The following is a 21022-nucleotide window of genomic DNA, read 5'->3' as shown; positions in this document are numbered from 1 at the left end:
GCTGGGATCGGTCAAGGCCGTGGCAGAAGTCCTCGGCGTCGCGGTGGCCGCCGTGAACTATTACCGCTCCGGCCATACCCGGAACCCGGCTAAGGCCATGGTCGACCGGATCGACGCGGCATTGGCCCTGCTTGAGGAACGCGGCGGCACCGGCCCGGACGCTGCGGAAGAGGTCGACGCCCGGGTCACGCCGTACGACGCCCGCGGCAAGCTGGATGACCTGGAAAAGTGGCTGGGGTCGAAGAGCGCCGTGGCCCGGGAGCTCGGTGCAACACTGGATTCGATATCTAGAGTCAAAAAACACAACAACCCACGTGCGGACTTCGCCGCTCGGATCGATGCGTTGCACAGCAAGTACCAGCAGCTGGGGCTCGCCGATGGCATCACCGTGCTCCAGGCGAGCGTGCGGTATCTGGTGAACCGGCTGGGGTCGGACGAGGCCGTGGCCGACATACTCGAGGACCACGCGATCTTGGTGCGGGCCTACCTGCGCGGCGATCCTCCGGGGCTAGGCGTTGCCGAGCGGATCAACGCGGCGGTGGCCTTGCTCCAGAAACCCGGCCGCACCGGCACGATCACCGCGGAAGAAGTCACGGACCAGGTCCGCAGCAGCTGGAGACCCCTCCAGACCAAGACGGCGCGCCTGCTGGAACGGCTGGGATCGTTCGAGGCCGTGGCAGACATACTCGATCGCACAACACCTAGCGTGGACGTATACCGCTTCGGCAATGTCACGGACCCGTCGGCTGCCGTCGCCGATCGGTTCGACGCGGCATTGGCCCTGCTTGAGGAACGCGGCCCGGGCGGCACGGTCACCCGCGACGAGGTCACAGCACGCGTCACGCCGTACGACGCCCGCGGCAAGCTGGCTTTCCTGGAAAAGTGGCTGGGGTCACCCCTGGCCGTGGCCAGAGAGCTCGGTCTTGATGAAAAAACCGTGCGCAAGCTGATGTCCGGTGCCGCTCCGTCCATGCTCGACAGGGACCGTATCGATGCAGCGTACGAGTCGGTCCGCGAGCGGCTGCGGGCGTTGGACGTCGACTTCGGTGACAGCGCCGAGCAGCCTGTCCAGCTCACCGGAAACGAGCTGGATTTCTTCGGGGACGCGCAACCCACGGACGCTACGCAACTCGAAGGCGAGCAGTGGCTCATCACTGAGGACGATGCCGACTTCCTGACGGGTGATTTCCAGAATCCGTTCACCGGGGACGAGGCCCTCTTCCCCAGCGAACAGTGGCTGCAGACGTCGTCCCACGAGTCCGTGAGCACGACCGGCGAGGAGGACGTCCAGACCGGCACGACCCGGCCCGCCACAGGCCGGGCGGCCGAATCCCCTGAGGGACAGCCTCCGGCGAAGCAGCGACGGCTGAACGACGAATCCGGTGCGGACGAGTCGCACCTGGACGAGTGGTTCGCGCAGGACCGTGCCGTCGAGGACCTGTTGGACGATCTGTCCGACAGCGGCCGCCCGGGCGATACGGCGGGCGCGGGAGACATGGCGATCGACGTGGCGCCGGCAGTGGACTACACCATGGTGCACGGCGACGACTTCGACCTCTTCCCTTATCCGGAGAGCTGTGCGGGCGAGCAGGTGTGGCGGTTCTCGGATCTGCCGCCGGAGCAGGTGTTCCGGGAGGGTTTTCGTCCGGACGACCCGGGCAATGCGGTGCCGATCATGGAATGGGTGACCGAGAACCCGTCGGCGCAGTTCGTGGGCACGACCCGCAACCGCGAACTGTGGTACGCGGACCGCCGGTACCGCTACCAGATCGACACCGCCCGTAACACGGACCCCACCGGTATCGACGTCAACGCGACGATCGACATGCAGCTCGACGAGCAGGAGATCGCGTTCACCGGCCCGATCACCGCCCACACCGTGGTCAGCGTCTTCGACCGGGAACTGCACCGCACCGGCACCTGGAACCCGGTCACCGAGTCGGTCGACTGGGCCGGCGGTGAGCTGTTGGCCTCGGGCGAGGTGCGTAGCGAGCGGTGGATTCCGTTCGGCGGTGAAGGGACGCCCGAGGCGTTCGTGTTCACGCCCGCTCCGCCCGGCACCCGCACGTTGACCCGGCTGGTCGACGGTAGGCCCGTCGAGTTCGACGCGCCGTGGCTGGTGAACCGCCCGGAAGAGTCCGGCGAGCGGACGCAGGTCGGCTACTCCTGGGCCCACTACCGTGGTGCGACCCCCGCCCAGGACACCATCCACCTCACCCGCCGGATCCACCTGGTTTCGGAGGACGGTGTGAGCGAGGCCGAGGTCGCCGGGGTCCGCAAGAAGCTCGTCCTGGGCCTGGACCGCCTCGTCAACCAGCGCGACTACCGCCTGCCGGCTCTCCGGCCCGACCAGGTCACCGGCCCTTCCCTGCCCGGGCCGCTGCTGCGCGTGGAGGTGCGGTTCGTCGACTCGGATGAGCAGGCGGACTCCGTCGTCACCGTACGCGGCGGTGTGCCCCCCCGTGACCGGTCCGACCGGTCCATGGTGCAGAACGCCTGGTACACCGGCGTGCATCCAGTCGCGTACGTCCACGAGATCGTCCACGGCCTCGGTGTCATCGACGACAACCCCGACCCACGCGTCCTGCTGACCCCCGGCGGCCGCAGCGAGCAGACCCTCGCCGAGGGCGAATCCAGCCTGATGGGCCCCTCCACCGACCCACACCAGAACTTCGTCCTGACTTCCGATCACCTGCGGCAGATCGCCGATGTCCTGACCCCCTACTTCCACCAGAACACGGCCGGCGCCACGTCGGCTGAGGGGGTGGTGGTCACGGCTTCGGACGCGGTCGCCGCGTCCCGTTCGGAGAACGCGCCCGATGCGGCGGATGCGGAGGAACCCTCCGGCCGACGCGGTCCGGATGTCGCCCCCGCGATGCGCGATGCACGGGGGGCGGGAGAACAGGGCGAGGGCGTGGCCGCCCGGACCGCGGGCGAGGGGCAGGCGGTCGCGCATTCCGGTGCGCTTGATGGACGACCGCCGCAGGATGTGCCGGACTTCACTCCGGGGGAGCTCGACTTCCTCGGGAGTGACGAGTTCCTCGGTCGGCCCCAGGAGTCCTCGGGTACGAACGGGGAGCCTCACTTGCCGTACCCCGGTGACGAAACAGGGGGCGAGCAGTGGCTCATCACTGAGGACGATGCCGAGGAGCGCGTCCAGCCCGGCACGATCCGGCCCGCCACAAGCCGGGCGGCCGAATCCCCTGAGGGACAGCCTCCGGCGAAGCAGCGACGGCTGAACGACGAATCCGGTGCGGACGAGTCGCACCTGGACGAGTGGTTCGAGCAGCCGGGTGCCGTCGAGGACCTGCTGGACGATCTGTCCGTGCACGGCAACGACGAATCCGGTGGTGCGAACGGGGAGCCTGCAGGGCCTGTTGCGCCGCAGGCGCCCGCGGCGGGCGTTTCGACCGTGGCGGGTACGGCGGCCGAGGGGCACAGCCCGGAGACTCTCCTCCAGGCCGAGGTGCTCTATGCACGGGACATGCTGGGATCGTTCGAGGCCGTGGCCCGCATCGTCCGTGCCAGCACGCCAAGGGTGAAGGGGTGGGCGAGCCGCCCACTTCCGAAAATGGAGGTGGCCCATGCTGAGCGGCTCCGCGCGTTGGTTGACCTGCTCCAGGAGCCCGGCCGCACCGGCCTCCCCAGCGCGGAGGAGGTCGACGCCGAGGTCCGCAGCAGCTGGAGCCCCCTCCGGTTCAAGACGGACCGCCTGCTGAAACGGCTGAAGTCGCGCAAGGCCGTGGCAGGCATCCTCGAAGCCTCGGTGCCCGCCGTGAGTTCTTACTGCGCCGGCGATGTCACGAACCCGCCTAAGGCCACGGTCGACCGGATCGACGCGGCATTGGCCCTGCTTGAGGAACGCGGCCCCACCGGCACGGTCACCAAGGAAGAGGTCGACGCCCGGGTCACACCGTACGACGCCCCCGGCAAGCTGGATGAGCTGAAAAGGTTGCTGGGGTCGTGGCGCGCCGTGGCCCGGGAGCTCGGCACGTCAATTACTTCGATCCCTTATGTCAGAAGACACAACAACCCAAGTGCGGACTTCGCCGATCGGCTCGATGAGGCGCTCAGCATGTACCGGGAGCTGGGGCTCGCCGATGGCATCACCGTGTCCCAGGAGAGCGTGCGGTATCTGGTGAACCGGCTGGGGTCGGACGAGGCCGTGGCCGTCATACTCAAGGACCGGGTGGAGTTCGTGCGGGCCTACCCGCGCGGCATGGTTGTGCCGCTACGCGTTGTCGAGCGGATCAAGGCGGCGGTTGCCTTGCTCCAGGAGCCCGGCCGCACCGGCCCGGTCACCGCGGAGGAGGTCGACGCCGAGGTCCGCAGCCGCTGGAGCTCCCTCCAGTCCAAGACGGCGCGCCTGCTGGAACGGCCGGGGTCGTCGTACGAGGCCGTGGCAGACATCCTCGGTGTCGAGGTGTTGGACGTGCAATCTTACCGCTTCGGCGATGTCACGACCCCGCCGTCTGAGACCGCCGATCGGTTCGACGCGGCATTGGCCCTGCTTGATGAACGCGGCCCCACCGGCACGGTCACCGCCGCCGACGTCACAGCACGCGTCACGCCGTACGACGCCCGCGGCAAGCTGGCTGACCTGGAAAAGTGGTGGGGCTCAACCAGGGCCGTGGCCAGAAGCCTCGATGGTGCGAGCGACTATGTGGCGGAGCTGATGTCCGGTAAGCGCGCTCCGTCCATGCTCTACAGGGACCGAATCGATGCAGCGTACGAGTCGATGCGCGACCGGCTGCGGGCGTTGGGCGTCGACTTCGGTGACAGCGCTGAGCAGCCTGACCAGCTCACCGGAAACGAGCCGGATTTCTTCTTGGACGCGCAGCTCACGGACGGTGCGCAACTCGAAGAGGAGGGGGAACGTGCCGTCCGGTCAGGGCCGGAGGGCGCGGGGGACATGGCGATCGACGTGGCGTCGGCGGTGGACTACACCATGGTGCACGGCGGCGACTCCGTTCTCCCGGCGAGCCGGGAGAACGAGCAGGCCGACGAGGCCGGCGGTGAGCTGCTGGCCTCGGGCGAGGTGAGCACCGACCGCTGGATCCCCTTCGGCACCGGGGAGGGAACACCCGAGGCGTTCACCTTCACCCCCGTCCCGCCCGGCACCCGCACGGTGACCCGGATGGTCGACGGTGCGCTGGTCGAGTCCGACGCGCCGTGGCAGGTGGGCCGCGCGGGACACGAACCGGACGCCGACGACGAAGAGCCTCTGGACCTGTCTCACCTGGACCAATGGCTCGTCCAGTGGGGCGAGGCCGATGACCTGCTCGCCGAACAGCCCCCGGGCGACGCCGCGCAGGATCCGGCAGCGGCAGCCGAGATCGGCGGGACTCCCTCCACCCCCGTGGTGGAGACCCGGTACGGCGACGAGGAGGACCTCCTCACGGAGGACGCCTCCCCGATGCCGTTCGACGTCATGGACGACTACTCCCGGATGCCGTTCGACGTCATGGACGACTACTCCCGGATGCCGTACGAGGAAGAGGCCCCGGACACGGATGACCGGGCGCCGGAACGCCTCTCCATGGAGGCGGGCGCCTCCGTGGCCACGGCGATCACGGAGGCCGGCCCCGGCACAGAACCCGCGGTCGACCGCCGAACCGCCGGGAGCCCCGCGGGGTCCGCGGACGAGCGGGACGAGGGCGATGCCGCCGCCCAAGGGGACCGGCGCGACGGGGCAGCGGCGCGGGACGCAGTCCTGGCGGGACAGGATGGCGAGCACGCGGTGACCGGTTCCGGGCCATCGGGTGAGCCCGGCGGACTGCTCGCCGAGCTCTCCCCGGACGAGACGGCGGACGGAGCACCGCAACAGGACACCACCGCCCTTCTGCAACTCCTGTACTCGAAGGAGCTCAAGAACCACCACGGCTGGTCGCGTGCGCGCGAGGCGATGGCCACCGCTCTCAGCGGCGACGCCGTCGTGGTGGACCCGGCAACGGTCGACGACTGGCGGAACGGCTGGTCCTCCCCGGATCAGGCGATGCACGAGCGGATCGCCGCGTACGCCGCACGCGCCGTCCCCGAGGAACTCCACACCTACCGGACCACCCTGTCCCGCTTGACCGACCTGGCCGGCGCACTGAAGACGAAGACGAATTTGGCCCAGCGACTGGGTGTCAACTCGAGCACGGTGTCGCGCTGGCGGAACGGCAGCCTCGTTCCGGACCCGTCCTCCATCCGCAAGATCAACGAGCTGTACCACCGGCACTTCCCGGGACACGAACCGGACGCCGACGACGAAGAGCCCCCGGCCCTGCCCCGCCTGGACCAACGACTCGAACAGCCTGGTACGGCCGGGGTACTTGCTGGCGGACTCACCTCGGACGGCGCTCGGCGACAGGACACCACCGCGTCCTCCAGCAGCATTCTGAAACTGCTGTACGCGAGGGAGTGGACGAACCGCCGGAGCACGTCCGTCGCGCATGGGGCTGTGGCCGCCGCGCTCAGCGGCTATGCCATCGTGGTGAGCCCGGCGATGCTCGACGACTGGCTGGCGGGCAGGTCCGTACCGCCTTGGCCGATGCGCGAGCGGATCGCCGCGTACGCCGCACGCGTCATCCCCGAGGAACTCCACACCTACCGGACCACCCTGTCCCGCCTGACCGACCTGGCCGGCGTGCTGAAGACGAAGACGGAATTGGCCCGGCGGCTGGGTGTCAGCCCGAGCAGGGTGTCGCTCTGGCTGAACGGCCAGGTGCCGAACCCGTCCTCCACCGGCAAGATCAATGAGCTGTACCACCGGGTGTTCCCGGCGCACCAGGCCTCCGAGGCAGGGGCGATGACGGAGACCGGCCACGACACGGCGCCCGCGGGGCAGGGTTCCGCGCGTCCGGCACCGCGGTCCGCTCCGTCGTCCCCGAGTGCCTCGTCCGCTCAGACGCCGGCAGGCAGCGGGGGGCCCGCGGATACGGCGGACGCCACCGGCACGGCTCAGGCCGGGGAGGACACCGCCGGGCAGGAAGCGGCCGCGGAGGAAGCGGAGACGCCGCGGGAGCGGTCGCTGCGCGCCATGGGACCCGCCGGGGACTGGGTGCTCAGGCGGGAGGCGGCCGGAGCGCGCGAGGTGGAACGCCTGGAGGTGCAGCCCGCGGAGACGTCCCCCGACGGCAAGGCCCTGCGCCCCTGGGTGGGTACGCTCGATGGCGCACTCGACATCAGGAGGTTCGAGGCACGCCGGTACCGGCTGCCCTCCGGGGAGTTCGCGACCAGCGCGGTGGTCCGCGTGCATCTGAAGAAGTCCTTCGGAGGCTCCTCCTTCGCCTCCGACGAGCAGTTGGAACGTCTGCGGGAGTCTGCCCGGGCAGGCGTCGACGCGATGTGGAACACCGGTCACCGGCTGCCCGACGGGGATGTCTTCCGGCTCGACCTGGAGTTCGTCACCGATCCCGACACCGCCCATCACACGGTCACCGTGTACGGCCACCTGGAGCGCGCGAACCACCTGGAGTGGGGAACGAACACCAGGCCGAACACCATCGCGCACGAGGTGGGCCACCTGCTGGGCCTGGAGGACGAGTACCGCGAGAGAGACGAGTACGGCCGGCGCGCCGTGTACCTCGACGGGACGCTGATGGGGGCGAGCCACATCGACCCCACAGGACGCTTCCTCGTGGACACCGACCTCATGTCCGAGGCCCGGCACTCGGGACGGGGTACGCAGCGGATCCCTCCCCGTCATCTGCGTCAGCTCGGAGCGGGCATCGAGCAGGCCCGAAAGCTGTCGGCCAGGGACAAGGCATCCCTGGAGGCCACGCTCAGGGACTGGGAGACCCGCGGGGAAGAGAACGAGGAGAACGGCGAAGAGAGCAGGACTGAGGAGGGAACGGCCCCGAACAGGGCGGATCAGGACAGGGACCTGTTCCGGCCGGCTTCGCCGCCGGCCCGGGCGCGGTTCTCGCCGGATGTCCTGCGCGCGGTGCTGCACGGGGAGTCGCGTCCCGGACGCGGTGGCCGCCTGGCCCCGGGTGCCGGGTCGTCTCGTCCGATGCCTCTGGTGCTGGACGGCACCACCCGTCCCAACGGCACCTACCGGGCCGAGTATCCGGAGGACGGGTCCTCGGGTGCCGAGGACCGCTGGCTGCCCGGCGCCGGTGACCTGGCCGGGGTCCACCCGCAGCGCGGGCTGATGATGTTCCCCGCGCACTGGACGGAGGAGGACGCGGTCTACGGGGCCGAGCAGGCCTACCTCCACGCCCTGCGGGAGGGGGCCGTCCGGCCCGCCCCGGGCCGCGGCGCCACCCAGGTGTGGACCGGTGAGTACGCGGGCGTGCGGATCGAGGGGGAAGTCGTCGGGGGCGTCTTCACCGGTTTCCGGCCCAGTGACGACCAGCCCGGCACGCCCGCCCCGGCCTACGCGCTGCCGGTGCCGCTCGGCACGCCGCAGAGCGGTCCCCGCTTCGGGCAGCGGGTCGAGGACCTGGTCCGCTACGGCGACCGCCGCACCCTCGGCGGCGCCCACCACGCGCCCAAGGTCGACGAGGTCGACGAGATGCGGTACGGCCTGGTCATCAGGCCCGGTCAGGAGAACGACAACGGCACCTACCAGGCCGAAGTCCGCTTCCTCGACCCCTCTGTGTCTCCGCACGACGCCGAGGGCGCGGCGGACCCGAGCAACTGGCGCCCGCACCGGGACGGCGACCAGCACGTGATGTTCCCCGCCGCCTGGGCGCCGCACGCGGTGCTGGACGCCGTCTCGGCCGCCCACGACGCGGCCGTGGCGCGGGGGATGTCGAGGCCGGTCGACGACCGCGGCACCTACCACTGGGTCGGCACGGCCCAGGGAGTGCGGGTTGAGGGACTGGCGCGTGACGACCGGCATCTCGTGTTCCGGCCCACCGCGGTGCAGCCGTACCCGCGCTGGCCCGGCCGCGCGCCGGTCGGCGAGGCCCTGGACTCCGCGTCGGTTTCCGGTGCCGGGCGGTCCCTTCCGCTCGATGTCCGGCACGTGCTGTTCGACAACGGGCAGCAGGGCGTCGAACTGGTGATCCGGTTCCACCTGGCCGCTGCGCCCGGCACCGACACCGCTCAGCTGGAGTCTCAGTTCGACGGGCTCCTGAGGTCGACGGCCTCCGGAACCGCCCGGGCGTGGCGGAGGTCCGGCAGCGACGGCCCCCTGCTGCGGCTCGAACTCGTCCGGGTCGACAGTGCGGAGGAGGCACACCACTCCCTCCAGGTCGGTCCCGAGAACGTGGACGACTTTCCGCAGCAGCTCATGGAGCTCGTACCGGCACCGGCCGATCTGCGGCAGCTCGCGGTCGACCTGCTGGACGACGGGGCGCCGGGCGCCGACCGGTGGCGGCTGCCCGCCGACACCGACGCGACGGCGGCGGAACTCGGACAGGAGGAACTGCGCCACGCCCTCGACGTGGCCGATCCGTTCGGCCGTCCCACCACCCTGCGTGAACCCGATCCGACGGAACGGGGCGACTGGCCGTCGCCCCCCGTCTGGGAGGACGAGAGCGTGTCGGAGTCGGGCCGGCCCGGCTCCGACACGGAATCCGGCTTGCCCGGCCTGGACATGAGCCGGCCCAGCGACGACAGCCCGCGCGGCGGCGAGGGCACACCTGACTTCAACGCGGGAGGGATCTGGCGTTCCGGCGCGCGCTCCGCCCCCGCCGAGGGCTTGCCGAGCACGGCGGAGGGCGCGCGAGACGCCCGGGGCGAGACGCAGCACGCCACCGATGACACCGTGGACCCGGCATCCGCCGGGGTGGACCCGTCCGCGGCGCGGCCTCCTGTGGAGGAGTCGCGGGACGGTCTACCGCTCGACGCTGACGCCGACCCGGCCGTGTGGGACCGTCTGCGCGGACACCTGCGGGGCATCTGGGACGCGCTCACCGGGCTGTCGGCGCGGCTCGGCGCCTGGGCCGGCCGGGTCTGGCAGTCCGTCGTGGATCTACTCAGCCGCAACGCCCACCCGCACGCCGAGCCGGGTCCCGCCTCCGAGCCGGGTCCCGCCTCCGACCCCGAAACGCCGGTCCCCGGCGCAGAACCCGAGGTGCCCTTCCCGGGCGCGACGGAGACCAGCCGCGCCTCCGACCCCGACACGCCAATCCCCGGCGCAGAACCCGAGGTGCCCTTCCCGGGCGCGGTGGAGACCGGCCGCGCCTCCGACCCCGACACGCCGGTCCCCGGCGCAGAACCCGAGGTGCCCTTCCCGGGCGCGGTGGAGACCGGCCGCGCCCGGATCCGGCCGGTCCCGTTCCAGGACGCCCGGTGGGTCGGGGAGCCCTACGGGGGCTGCCTGTGGATCAGGAATTTCGAGGCGCGCCGGTACCGGCTGCCGTCGGGCGAGTTCGGCTCCGTCGCGGCGGTCCGCCTGTTCCTCAACCAGGAACCGGGCCAGCAGATCACCGAGGAGGCGCTCACCGATCTGAGGCAGCGCGCCCAGCAGGGTGTCGACGAGCGGTGGAACACCGGCCACCGGCTGCCCAACGGGGATCTCTTCCGGGTCGACCTGGAGTTCGTGACCGAGTGGGATTCCGCACACCACATCGTGACCGTGCACTCCGACTATCCGCGTGCCGACCACAGGAACTGGGGAACCGACACGAAACCTCACGTGCTGGCGCACGAGGTGGGGCACCTGATGGGCCTGGAGGACGAGTACCGGGAGGGCAACCGCAACCGCCAGCGCGCCGTGTACGAGGACGAGGGTCTGATGGGCCACTTCCAGCGCGACCACCGGGGCCGCCCCGCCGTGGACAACGACCACGCCGTCGGAGCGGACTGGGGCCGGATGCGGATCGCTCCCCGGTACCTGCGCCAGCTGGGGGCGTGGATCGAGGACGCCCTGGGGACGGCCGACCGCCGGACCGCGCACGGGGTGGCCTTCTTCACCGAGGACACCCTGTACCCGCGCGCGGACGGGCTGCCCACGCGCGCCCACTTCGCCCTGGACGTGCGCAGGTCGGCGCTGTACGGCGAGGCCCGCACCGGTGGGGGCGGGCGCATCACCCCGCCACCGGCCTCCGGCCGTCCCCGGCCCGTGACGCTGGAGGGCACGGCCAGGCCCAACGGGACCTACCGTGCCACGTACCCGGACATGCACCGGCGAGGAGTACGGGAGAACCTCACGGACCTGATCGCAGGCGATCTCCTGCTTCCGGCTCAGCCGGACCCGGGGCTGATGATGTTCCCCGCGCACTGGACCGAGGAGGACGCGGTCTACGCCGCCGAGCAGGCCTACCTGCACGCCCTGCGGAACGGCACCGTCCCGTCCGTGCCCGGGCGGCCCGGTGTCCACACGTGGCGGGGCGAGTACGCCGGCGTGTGGATCGAGGGAGAGGTCTCGCAGGGGGTCTTCACCGGCTTCCGCCCGAGCGACGACCAGGCCGACACCCTCACTCCGACTCATGCCGCACCCCCCGCACCTGCCGTCGGCCCTCACGGCGGTCCGGTCTTCGGCCGTCGTGTGGAGGACCTGGTCCGGTACGGCGACCGCCGCACCCGCACCGGCGCCCACCACGAACCCGGACTGACGCGGGCGGACCAGATGAGGTTCCACGGTCTGCAGATCAACCGCGGCCAGGAGCACCACAACAAGACGTACGACGCCGAGGTCTTCTTCCTCCACCCCGGGCTCCGCGTGGGTCCGGGCCGCCCGTTCCTGCCCCTTGCATGGGAGCAGCACGTGGACGGGGACCAGCATGTGATGTTCCCTAGCGAGTGGAAACCGGAGACGCTGCTGGGCAACGTGGAGAAGGCGCACGGGTCCGCGCTCGACGCGGGCACTGTCAGACAGGTCGACGACCGTGGCACGTACCACTGGGTCGGTACGGCCGCAGACGTCCGCATCGAGGGCCTGGTACGCGACGGCCGGCATCTCGTCTTCCGGCCCACGTACGTACAACCGCACGTCACCTGGCCCGGCTCCGGGCCGGTCGGCGAGGTGCGGGTTCCCTCGGTGACGGTCGCGAGCGACGACGGCCGGGTGCTCCCCTTCGACGTCCGGCACCTGCTGTTCGCCAACGGTCAGCGCGCTGTCGAGCTGACCGTCCGGATACATCTCGACCCCGCGCCCGGCACCGATCTCGCATGGATGGACAAGACCTTCGACAAGGTTCGGCAAGAGATGCCCGGTGCCGTCATCCGAGCCGCGAACGTGTCGCAGACGAACGGTGCTCTGGTCGGGCTGACGCTGCTGCGCACCGATGACGTGGAGCAGGCCCATCACACACTGTTCGTGGTCGGGCGCGACCTGCGCCGCATGGCCAGTGGAATCGTCGGCTTCCTGCCGAGGGGCACCGAGCTGCGCACTTTCGTCGAGCAACTGGTGAACGGCTGGGCGCCGCCCGCCGACGCCTGGCGACTGCCCGCCGACGCCGACCAGGAAGACGGACCTCGGGCTCTGAGCCAGGCCGTCGAGCGACTCGCATTCGCCGACCCCTTCGGCCGGCCCACCACACTGCGTGAACCCGATCCCTCGCAGAGGGGTGACTGGCCCTCGAACGTCCCGTCCGGCGCCCCGTCGGCCCCGCCGGCGGACTTCGACGACCTGGACGAAACGGAAATCAACGGCCTGTCCCTGTTGATCGCCCCCGGCACGACCGACGGCGACAATCTGTCGGATCTGTCGGACGTCGAGGCGGACGACGACATCACCGCCCCCGGCGCACCCGCGCGGACGCCCGCCTACCGTCCTGCCCCCGCGGGCGCACCGAACGCCCACCCGGAGGAGGAGGCCGCGCCCGAGCCGGAGGACGACGAGGAGCGGCCGGGAGCCGGTGACGTCACCGGTGAGCCGGAACCGGCGGGTCAGGACGACGAGGTGGCTGCCGCCGGCGGACCGCGCGCCGCGAGCCCCGCTGTGCCGCCGGCCCCTTCCGGCCGCACCGAAGCGGTGCCCGCCGAGTCGTCGTTCCATGAACCGGAGGCGGCCGACGGGCGTCGGTCGCCGGGCGTCGGCCGTGCCCTGTCGGCGCCGTTCTCCTCGTCCGATGAGGCTGGGGCGGCCCAGGAGAGCGAACCGGCGGCGGTCCAGCAGCCACGGCCCGCAGCCGAGCCCCCGGTAGCTGCCGGGGAGTCGGGCGCTGCGGCTGACGCATCCCAGGTGCCGTCGGCCGAGGTCGTTTCGCCCGTGCTCGGTTCCGCCGTCGCCTCGTTCGCCGGTACCACCGGTGACGGGCCTGCTCGGCCCGGTGAGGCGGACGAGCGCTCTTCGGGGCAGCCGGAGGACCAGGATGACGCGGCGTCCGAGGAGGGTGCCGAGGCCGCCCCTGAGGTTGGTGAGAGGCGAGACGCTTCGATCCGGATCGAGTCGCAGCTCGACAGTCACCGGCCGCCGCGTATCGACCTTTCCATGCCGGCACCGTCGCCACAGGCGGGACCGGTGCTGTTCGACGACGACAGTCGGCTGCCGGAGCATTTCGGCTTCAGCCAGTACACCCTCCGCGGCGTCGACAGCGTCGTACAGGAGATCACCGACCGGCTCGGCGCGGGCCGAAGCAGCAGCACCCCCGGCCTGGACGAGGCGCTGGAGGACCTGCGGCGCGCGCTCGGCGCCACCGCGCACGTCTTCGACGGCGACGGGTACGAGTCCCCTGCCTTCGGCCACGGCCTGGACCAGGTGCTCAGAGTGACGACGCGGCCTTACGGGAACTGGGAGCGGTTCGCCGATGTCCAGGCTGATCCGGCCGTGCGGCTGGCGGAGCAGGCAAGCAGGGTCACCACGGGCACCACCAAGAAGGTGTCCAGCAGTACGGGGCTCTCGGCCGGCGTTGCCCTGTGGCCGGGCGCGTGGGCGGTGTCCGCGCGCGTCGGCGCGGCGGCCGGGGTCACCCGCGCGCAGCAGTACGTCATGGGGGACCGGAGCACCGCCAGGCTGGAGCAGTACTCCAAGGACGGGTCGCACCTCCACCTGGACGACGTGTGGTACGAGGTCTCCGTCAGTGGTCCGCCGCGGCTCGGGAGTGCCGGCCGAGGGCGCGACAGCGGCGTCCCGGGCGAGGACACGTTCGGCTTCGCCGTGCGGCACGGGCTGGCGGTGCGGCTGCCGGACAGTGCGACGGCACCCGGCGAACCGGGCCGCGTGCCGAGCAGGATCGAGCTGGGGCCGCAGTCCGACTACCGGCTGGTGCACACCGAGGGATACGGGCCCGTCAAGCGCCTGCGGGACCTCATCCTGGAGAAGCTGGAGCTGGATGGCGCCGGGAACAAGGCCGCACGTGAACGGATCGTCGGCTTCTTCAGCTCGGAGAACTTCCACGGTCTCGCGGACCGGCTGGCCCGGGGCCCTGTGACGACGGGGTTGTTGTCGGCGGACGACGGGTCGCCGCTGGGGGCCGTCATCGTGGAGAGGGCCGTGCCCGGCGAGGCCGAGTGGCTCACCGAGAGCAAGGCCGTCGAGCTGCGCAGCACCATCCAGCAGACCGTCACGAACGAACGCGTCGCCTCCAGGACGTCCAGCAGAGAACTCAGTGCCGGCGTCGGCAAGTTCTTCGACTTGGGCAACCCGGCCTGGGGCCCGGTCGTGGCCGGTGTCGGTGGCAGCCTCAGCCGCAGCACCACGCAGGGCACCGTCTTCGGAGGCTCGGGAAGCCGTAAGACCGTGGGCAGGGTCAAGAGAGCGCCGACGGCCCTGTACCGGGTCGTCAAGACGGTGACGGTGCGCTTGCCCGGTGTGCGCGAGCCCGTCAGCGTCGAGACCTGGAGTCTCGACCGGATGACACACACCGAGGCACGTCGCCTCGCGGGCTGGGACGACGGCACGACCCTGCGCGCGAGGAACGCCGTCGAACCCTTCGCTCCGCTGTACCTGACCCCGGACCGCCCTGCGATGCTCGGCATGAGCAGGGTCGAAACCCTCACCCACGCGGGCGGCAACCTGGCGGGCCCGGATGGGCGGCGCGGCTTGCTGGAGACCTTCACGGACAGGGTGATCGACGAGGCCGCTGCCCGCCATCCGGACCTGTTCGTCCCGCTGGGCGAGTCCGGCACCCCGAACAGCCGCCGCCGGCGGGACATGCTGCACTACAACCTGGCGTTGCAGAACACCCTGACGGTCATGAACGTGCTGTCCTACCACAGCGTGGCCGGCAGCCTCGAGGCACTCACCACGACCGGGATCACCATCGACCTGATGGCCAGGCCGACCGGTTTGCTGCGCCCCCACCTGTCGCTGCACATCAGCGGTGTACTGACGGGACGCCGCTACGAGGGCACCCAGAACGACTTCACCGTGAGGGCCGCCGCGCCCGGCACGACACGCCTCGACGGCTCGCACGGGGTGACGCGCGCCATCGGCGCGGGGACCGACGCGAGCGTACGGGTCGACCCGGCGGAGGGGTCGCGGCATACGGTCACCGTTTCTGCCGGCCCCCGGTGGGAGCGCGCCGAGGGCCGCGGCGGCGACCACGGTTCAACCGTCTCGCACGAGACACTGGCCGAAGGCTCGACATCGTCCCACCTGTTCGGCTACGACCTGGAACTCACCGCGAGGATCGACGGGTTCTCGCGCTACCGCAGCGGAGCGAGGGCCGCCTCGCTGGGCGTACTCGGCATGCCGTCCTTCCTCCGGCAGGAGGGGGATAGCGCCCTCGCGTCGATGCGGGGCCGGGTCCTGCTGTCCGTGCCGGACGAGCACACCCCCGCCACGGATCCGCACGCGGACGGGGCGGGCAGCCCGAGATCCGTCGTGGAACCACTGGACATGACCGAAGCACGTGCACTGGTGACCGGCGAGCCGCACGCCCGGGGCGACCTGCTGACCGCGTCCGAGAGCCACGGGCAGGACGTGTCCGGCGACGAGGGCCCCTGGCACAACGTGTTCGGAAGCCACCCCTACCAGACGCTCAGCATCGGCGCGCACCCGGAACTGAACAGCGCCGCCGAAGAGCTGATGGCGGAGTTGTCGGGCGGGTCCTGGCGCTTCACCAGGACCGGCGCCCTGCCGCACGACTTCCTGATGCGGCACTTCCAACCGCAGTACCTTGCTGCCGGCTTCGACCAGGCGTCCGCCTCCGCCGGGTCCCGGCTGCTGCTGAGAGCTCAGGGCGGCCTGCGGGACCAGGACGGCACCGTGGTGCACCGGATCCGGGTCCACGATCTGGTCGTGGTGTCCAAGCCCGTCACGATAGCGACCGAACACTCGCTCTCCATGGATCTGCAGGCGGCGGGATCGGCGAGCACCACCCGCTCCTCCGCCTGGTCCCTCGGGGTCACCGCCGCGCACGCGCTGACGGGGCGGGACGGGACAGTGCTCACCACCGCCTACGGCCTGTCGTACGGCCGGGCCGGCTCCCTCACCACGGCCACCGCGGTCTCGCGTACGGTGACCTTCGAGGTCGGCCATGGGGACGACCGCCACCACGTCCTGGTCGCGGGTGACACCCGGCACGAACTCGCCGGCTCGCTGCGCCCGGGCGGCGCCCTCGGCCCGCTGCTGAGCTCGTGGAACCGCAACAGCTTCGCCGGCAGGCGGCTGACGTTCACGAACGACTGGCTGGGGCACCTGCCGGAGAAGGCCGCGCATGAGCTCGGGTTCATCCAGGACGGGCTGGGCCGGGTGCCGCGCTACACCGCCAGGCCGTGGACGCTTCCGAAGTGGCTGCACGACCACCCTTTCGGCTCGTATGCCGCGGGCGAGCTGGACACCGGCAATGTGCTGACCGCCTTCATGCAGGAACTGCGGAACCGGGGCGTCGCCGTCGACGAGACGGGGCTCGAGCGGCTGCGTGACATGGTCTCTCCGCGAGCGCTGCGGGCCCTGCGCGAGCACATGACCTCCACCGGCGCGGCCGCCCGCACCCGCCTCAGCCATCGGAACCTGGCAGGTATCCGTATCGGCGGTGGTTTCGGCTCCCTGCGGGTGGAGCTCATCGCCGGCGAGTCGACATTCGACCGCCTCGACCACGGACTCGTCGTGTGGGACGCCCGGGTCGCCACCGTGAGCGAGACCGAGCAGAGGTCCGCGGAAACCTCCCGTGGGGTCGGCTGGGGCATCACCCAGGGCGTGGGGACCGTCTCCTCGGCCGCGTCGCCGCACCCGGGGGATCTCACAGCCGTGCGGGCGGGCCTGAGCGGGCGGCTCGGCACCGCGGACCAGCTGTCCTCCAGCCGGTCCCGCACGCAACAGCGGATGCAGATGTTCTACACGGTCGGACCGCACGCCGAATACCTCACCGGGTACGAACTGCGCCTCACCCTCGACCGTGGAAACGGCGAGACCGTCACCCACCAGGGCTCGGTCGGCCTGCTGCGGGAACAGATGCCGTTGAGTCTTACGGTCCCCGAGGCCCGCTCCGTCACGGAAGGCGATCCACTTGGCACGCCCACGCTGGACACGACCGGGCGGTCGGTCAGGTTGCGGGCACGGGGGGAACTCTCCCAGCAGGACATCGACGACTGGCGTTCCGTTGCACGGCCCGACGGCACCAGGGCGCCCTTCGAGCCGCCGGCTCAGGGTTTCCAGGTCCGCCGTGTCAGCGGGCTGCGCAACCTCAGGGAGGCCGGCGAGCTGGCCGTCGCCGCGGCCTGCGGCACCCGCGTCGACGCCACGCCGGACCGAGGGCGCGAGCTGACCGGACGCGCTCTGGACGCGGCGCTGGAAAAGGCCCGTGACTCGGCGCTGACCCGGCCCGGTACGGTCTCGGGGCTGGCGTTGGACGAGGCGATCAGCGACGCGGCGCTGGCCCCGTTCTTCGCGGAGAGCGGGGCCCGGGACGGCTACCGCGTTCTGGGACTGGACGACGACACGTCCGTGAACTGGTCCCACGGCCAGTACCGGCTCTACTCCAAGCCGGACCTCTCCCGGGCCACCCTGCTGACGGTGTTCCCCGACAGCGCCATGATCACCATGGAAGGAGATGCCACCAGCGCCGGCACCGCGCTCTCGCACAGCGCGAGCCAGGGCGTCTCGGCCACCCTGCAGCCGGTCCTGTCCGCCGGCCAGGCCGGCTCGGCGCTCCCGGCCGTCTCCGGGACGGCCGCCTCCGGCGAGGCCGACAGGCATGCCGTCTCGGCCAGGCAGAGCGCCGCGACCGGCACCGAGCGGGGCGGACGCCACTTCCTGTTCGCCGTCCCGACCGCCTGGTTGGGCATCGCCGAGGTGCAGCGATGGCTGGCGTTCGGCCGGGTCAGGCCCCTTCCGCAGGGCGTCCACGCGGACACCGTGCTCGAAGTGCTCGTGAGTGAGGACGTCGCCCGGGACCTGGGCCTCGTCGACGACGGGAACTTCCCGCCCGTGGTCCAGGACGCCTGGACGCAGGTCACCGAGGCGGGCGACGCCTGGGCACGTGCGGACCGCGCGTACTGGCAAACGCGCCGGGAACTGGCCGAACTCCGGGAGAACACCCAGGAGCCGGAGGACACCTCGGAGCCGGAGAACAACCCGGAGCCGGACAACAGTGAGCTGCTGGAAACTCTGCGCCGACGTGCCGAGGACGCGGTCGGCGAGTACCACCGCGTGCGGGCGGAGGCCGACCGGCTCACCCGCTGGCACCGGCTGCCGGCCGAAGCACACCGGCCGGGCGAGCCGGAGACGCGCGCGGGCCTGACCGAACCGCCGGCCGTGGTGTTCACCGCGGCGGACCGCGATCCGGACCCCGAGCGCCCTGTGTACGTCGTCCAGGAGGGCGCGCCCGGCGATCCCGAGTTGCTCATCTCGCCGGAATCGCCGCAGGGCCGCCAGTCGTACACGCTGTACGACGTGCCCGAGGACGGGGACGGCTTCTACCACGCCCTCGCCGAAGGACTGCACCACGCCGACCCGGAAAGGCTCCGCGCCCGGGTGGACGTGACGGACCGGCAGGAGCTGGTCGGGGGTCTGCGACGTCTGCTCGCCGACGAGCTGCACCACCACGCCGACCTGCTGGCAGTCACCTCGCCCGACACCGGGGACACGTTCAGCGGCGACGAGTTGGAGGCCGGCGGGATCACCTCCACGGGCACCGTCCGGATCAGCAACCTGAAGCCCGGCACGATGCCCTTGAACAGGTCCGAGCGGCGCGAGCTCGCCGATTCCGGCCACATACCGCTGCACACCGTGCTGCCGGAGAAACAGCGTGAGGGTCTGGCCCGGGAGCAGCTGCTGCGCGGGGGTGACGCCCCCAAGCGCGCGGGATGGGACCACGGCGCCGCGGACCTGTTGCCCGTGCTGGCCGCCCGTGCTTTCGGTGTACGGGTCACCGTGGTCGGCGCGGACGGGCGGTTCCAGGACTTCTGGCCCTCGCTCTCCGAGGTCGCAGACCCTGCCGAGGATCAGCTGCCCCACGTCGTGCTGCAGTTGAAGGACCAGCACTACCGGCCGGCCCTGCCCTCCGCCGACGCCCGGCGGGAGCCCCCGCTTCCCGCGCCCGCCGAGGCGGCGCAGGACCGCGAATCGCCGGCCGCCCGGCCGGCGCGGCCCGCCTACACCACGGCGCCGTGGGCAGCCGGTTCCGGTCCCTGGCGCCCGGCCTTCACACCGGGCCGGACGCCGACGCTGACCGGCCCCGACGACACGGTCCACACCCTCGTCGAACCCGCGGGCGACGGCAACGGCTTCTGGTCCGCCGTCGTCGCCGGCCTGCCGGACGTCACCCGTGAGGAGCGCGCGCTCCTCACGGCCCAGCCGCACACGACCCGCCCCGAGGACGCCACGAGCGCCGCCGCTGAGGGCGGCGTCTGGGACGAGGCGACCGAGCAGGCCGCGGCCCGGCACGCGGCCGACGTCCTCCGCGCCGACGTGACCGTCGTCGCCGAGGACGGCACCGCCCGTACCCGTGCCACCGGCGACCAGCCGGACGGCCGCAAGGTGATCCTGTACCGCAGAGGCCGGGAGTACCTGCTGGCCCGACCGGACCGGACTTCGGGCGACGCCACTGACGACCGACCGGCAGGCACCAACGCGGCCGGGCCCTCGGAGGACTCCACCGCCGCACCCCGCACGGCCCGGGACAGCGGCTCGGAAGGCCCTGGGGCTGTCGTGACGCCGGAGGTGGCGGAGCGGCAGTACGGCATACCGGTGAAGAACTTCAACAAGTTCCGTCAGTTCGCGTGGGAGCGCGGTCTGGTGATCGATGTCCGGCCTACGAATCCCGCCGCGCCCCATTGGCTGGCCAGGGGGGCGCTGCCCAAGCCCTTGAAGATCAAGGCGAAGACGATCAACGAAGTGGACGTTCGTCTCGGCGCCAGGCTCCAGGACGTCGGCCTGGTCGGCTACTTCGAGCCGCACCTGCCCGAGCGTCCCTCCGACATGGACGATGAGTCGTGGGATCGTGTCAAGGAGCGCTACGACCAGCGGTTGGACGAGTTCGCGGACCTGGCGCCGACCATGGCACGGCTGAAGGACGAGGGCACTTTCGCCGTCAAGGACGGTCTCGTCTACCGTCGTGACGGCGCGGGGGTCGAACGGCCGATCACGGGTGATCACGACACCTTCGACCTCTCGACTCCGGGCGGTTCGAAGCTGACTCCCCGGTCGTACGACCGGGTCGTCGGTGAGATGCGCGCCAACGACATGGGCGTCGAGCACGGGCCGCACATGTACTGGGCGGAACCCAGGTCGCCGTTCAGCGAGAAGGTGTTCCAGAAGATCCTGCACTCCCACCAGCCCGGTGGCGAGCCGCTGCTGCGGTTCCGTCCCGACGACGTCAACACCCGTCTCGTCTGGGCGGATCCTTCGCAGATCTCGCTCCCCCGAAGCCGCCGCCAGGCCCCGGACACCGGGCAGAGCGAGCGGCCGACGAACGACGTCCCAGGAGCCGTGGACGGCTCCGCCGAAAGGTCCTCGACGGAACAGAGCGCGGCTGTACAGGACTTCGGTGCGCAGTTCCGCGCGCTGCTCGACTCCCGGGACGTGCTGGACACCCATGTGCGACGCGATGACGTGGAAGGCATGGGCTACTCGCGGTCGGCCACCGCCACCTGGGAGCTCGCGCCCGACACCGAAGTGCCGCTGCGCGATCTGGCACTCACCTCGGCGGACCTCGCGAACCTGTTGCGCAAGCGTCCGGAACTCTTCCCCGAGGCGGTGCGGGAGGACTTCGCCCGGCTGACCGCGCAAAAGAAGGACGGCCGGCTGCCTTAG

The 21022-nt window shown here is 71.4% G+C and carries 1 protein-coding gene (running past one end of the window); it reads left to right on the top strand.

The genetic code is table 11. The features are described from left to right. Nucleotides 1-21022, top strand: the 3' portion of a protein-coding gene (locus P8T65_RS10910; RefSeq protein ID WP_316725220.1) for an EndoU domain-containing protein. The gene continues 10685 nt to the left of window position 1, outside the view; only the last 21022 of its 31707 coding nucleotides appear in the window; its start codon lies beyond the left edge, outside the window; its stop codon occupies nucleotides 21020-21022.

This window comes from Streptomyces sp. 11x1 (genome assembly GCF_032598905.1).
In the GTDB taxonomy this organism is placed as follows: domain Bacteria; phylum Actinomycetota; class Actinomycetes; order Streptomycetales; family Streptomycetaceae; genus Streptomyces.
Note: the sequence above shows the minus strand (reverse complement) of the source record. Positions and strands in the feature narration are given on the sequence as shown.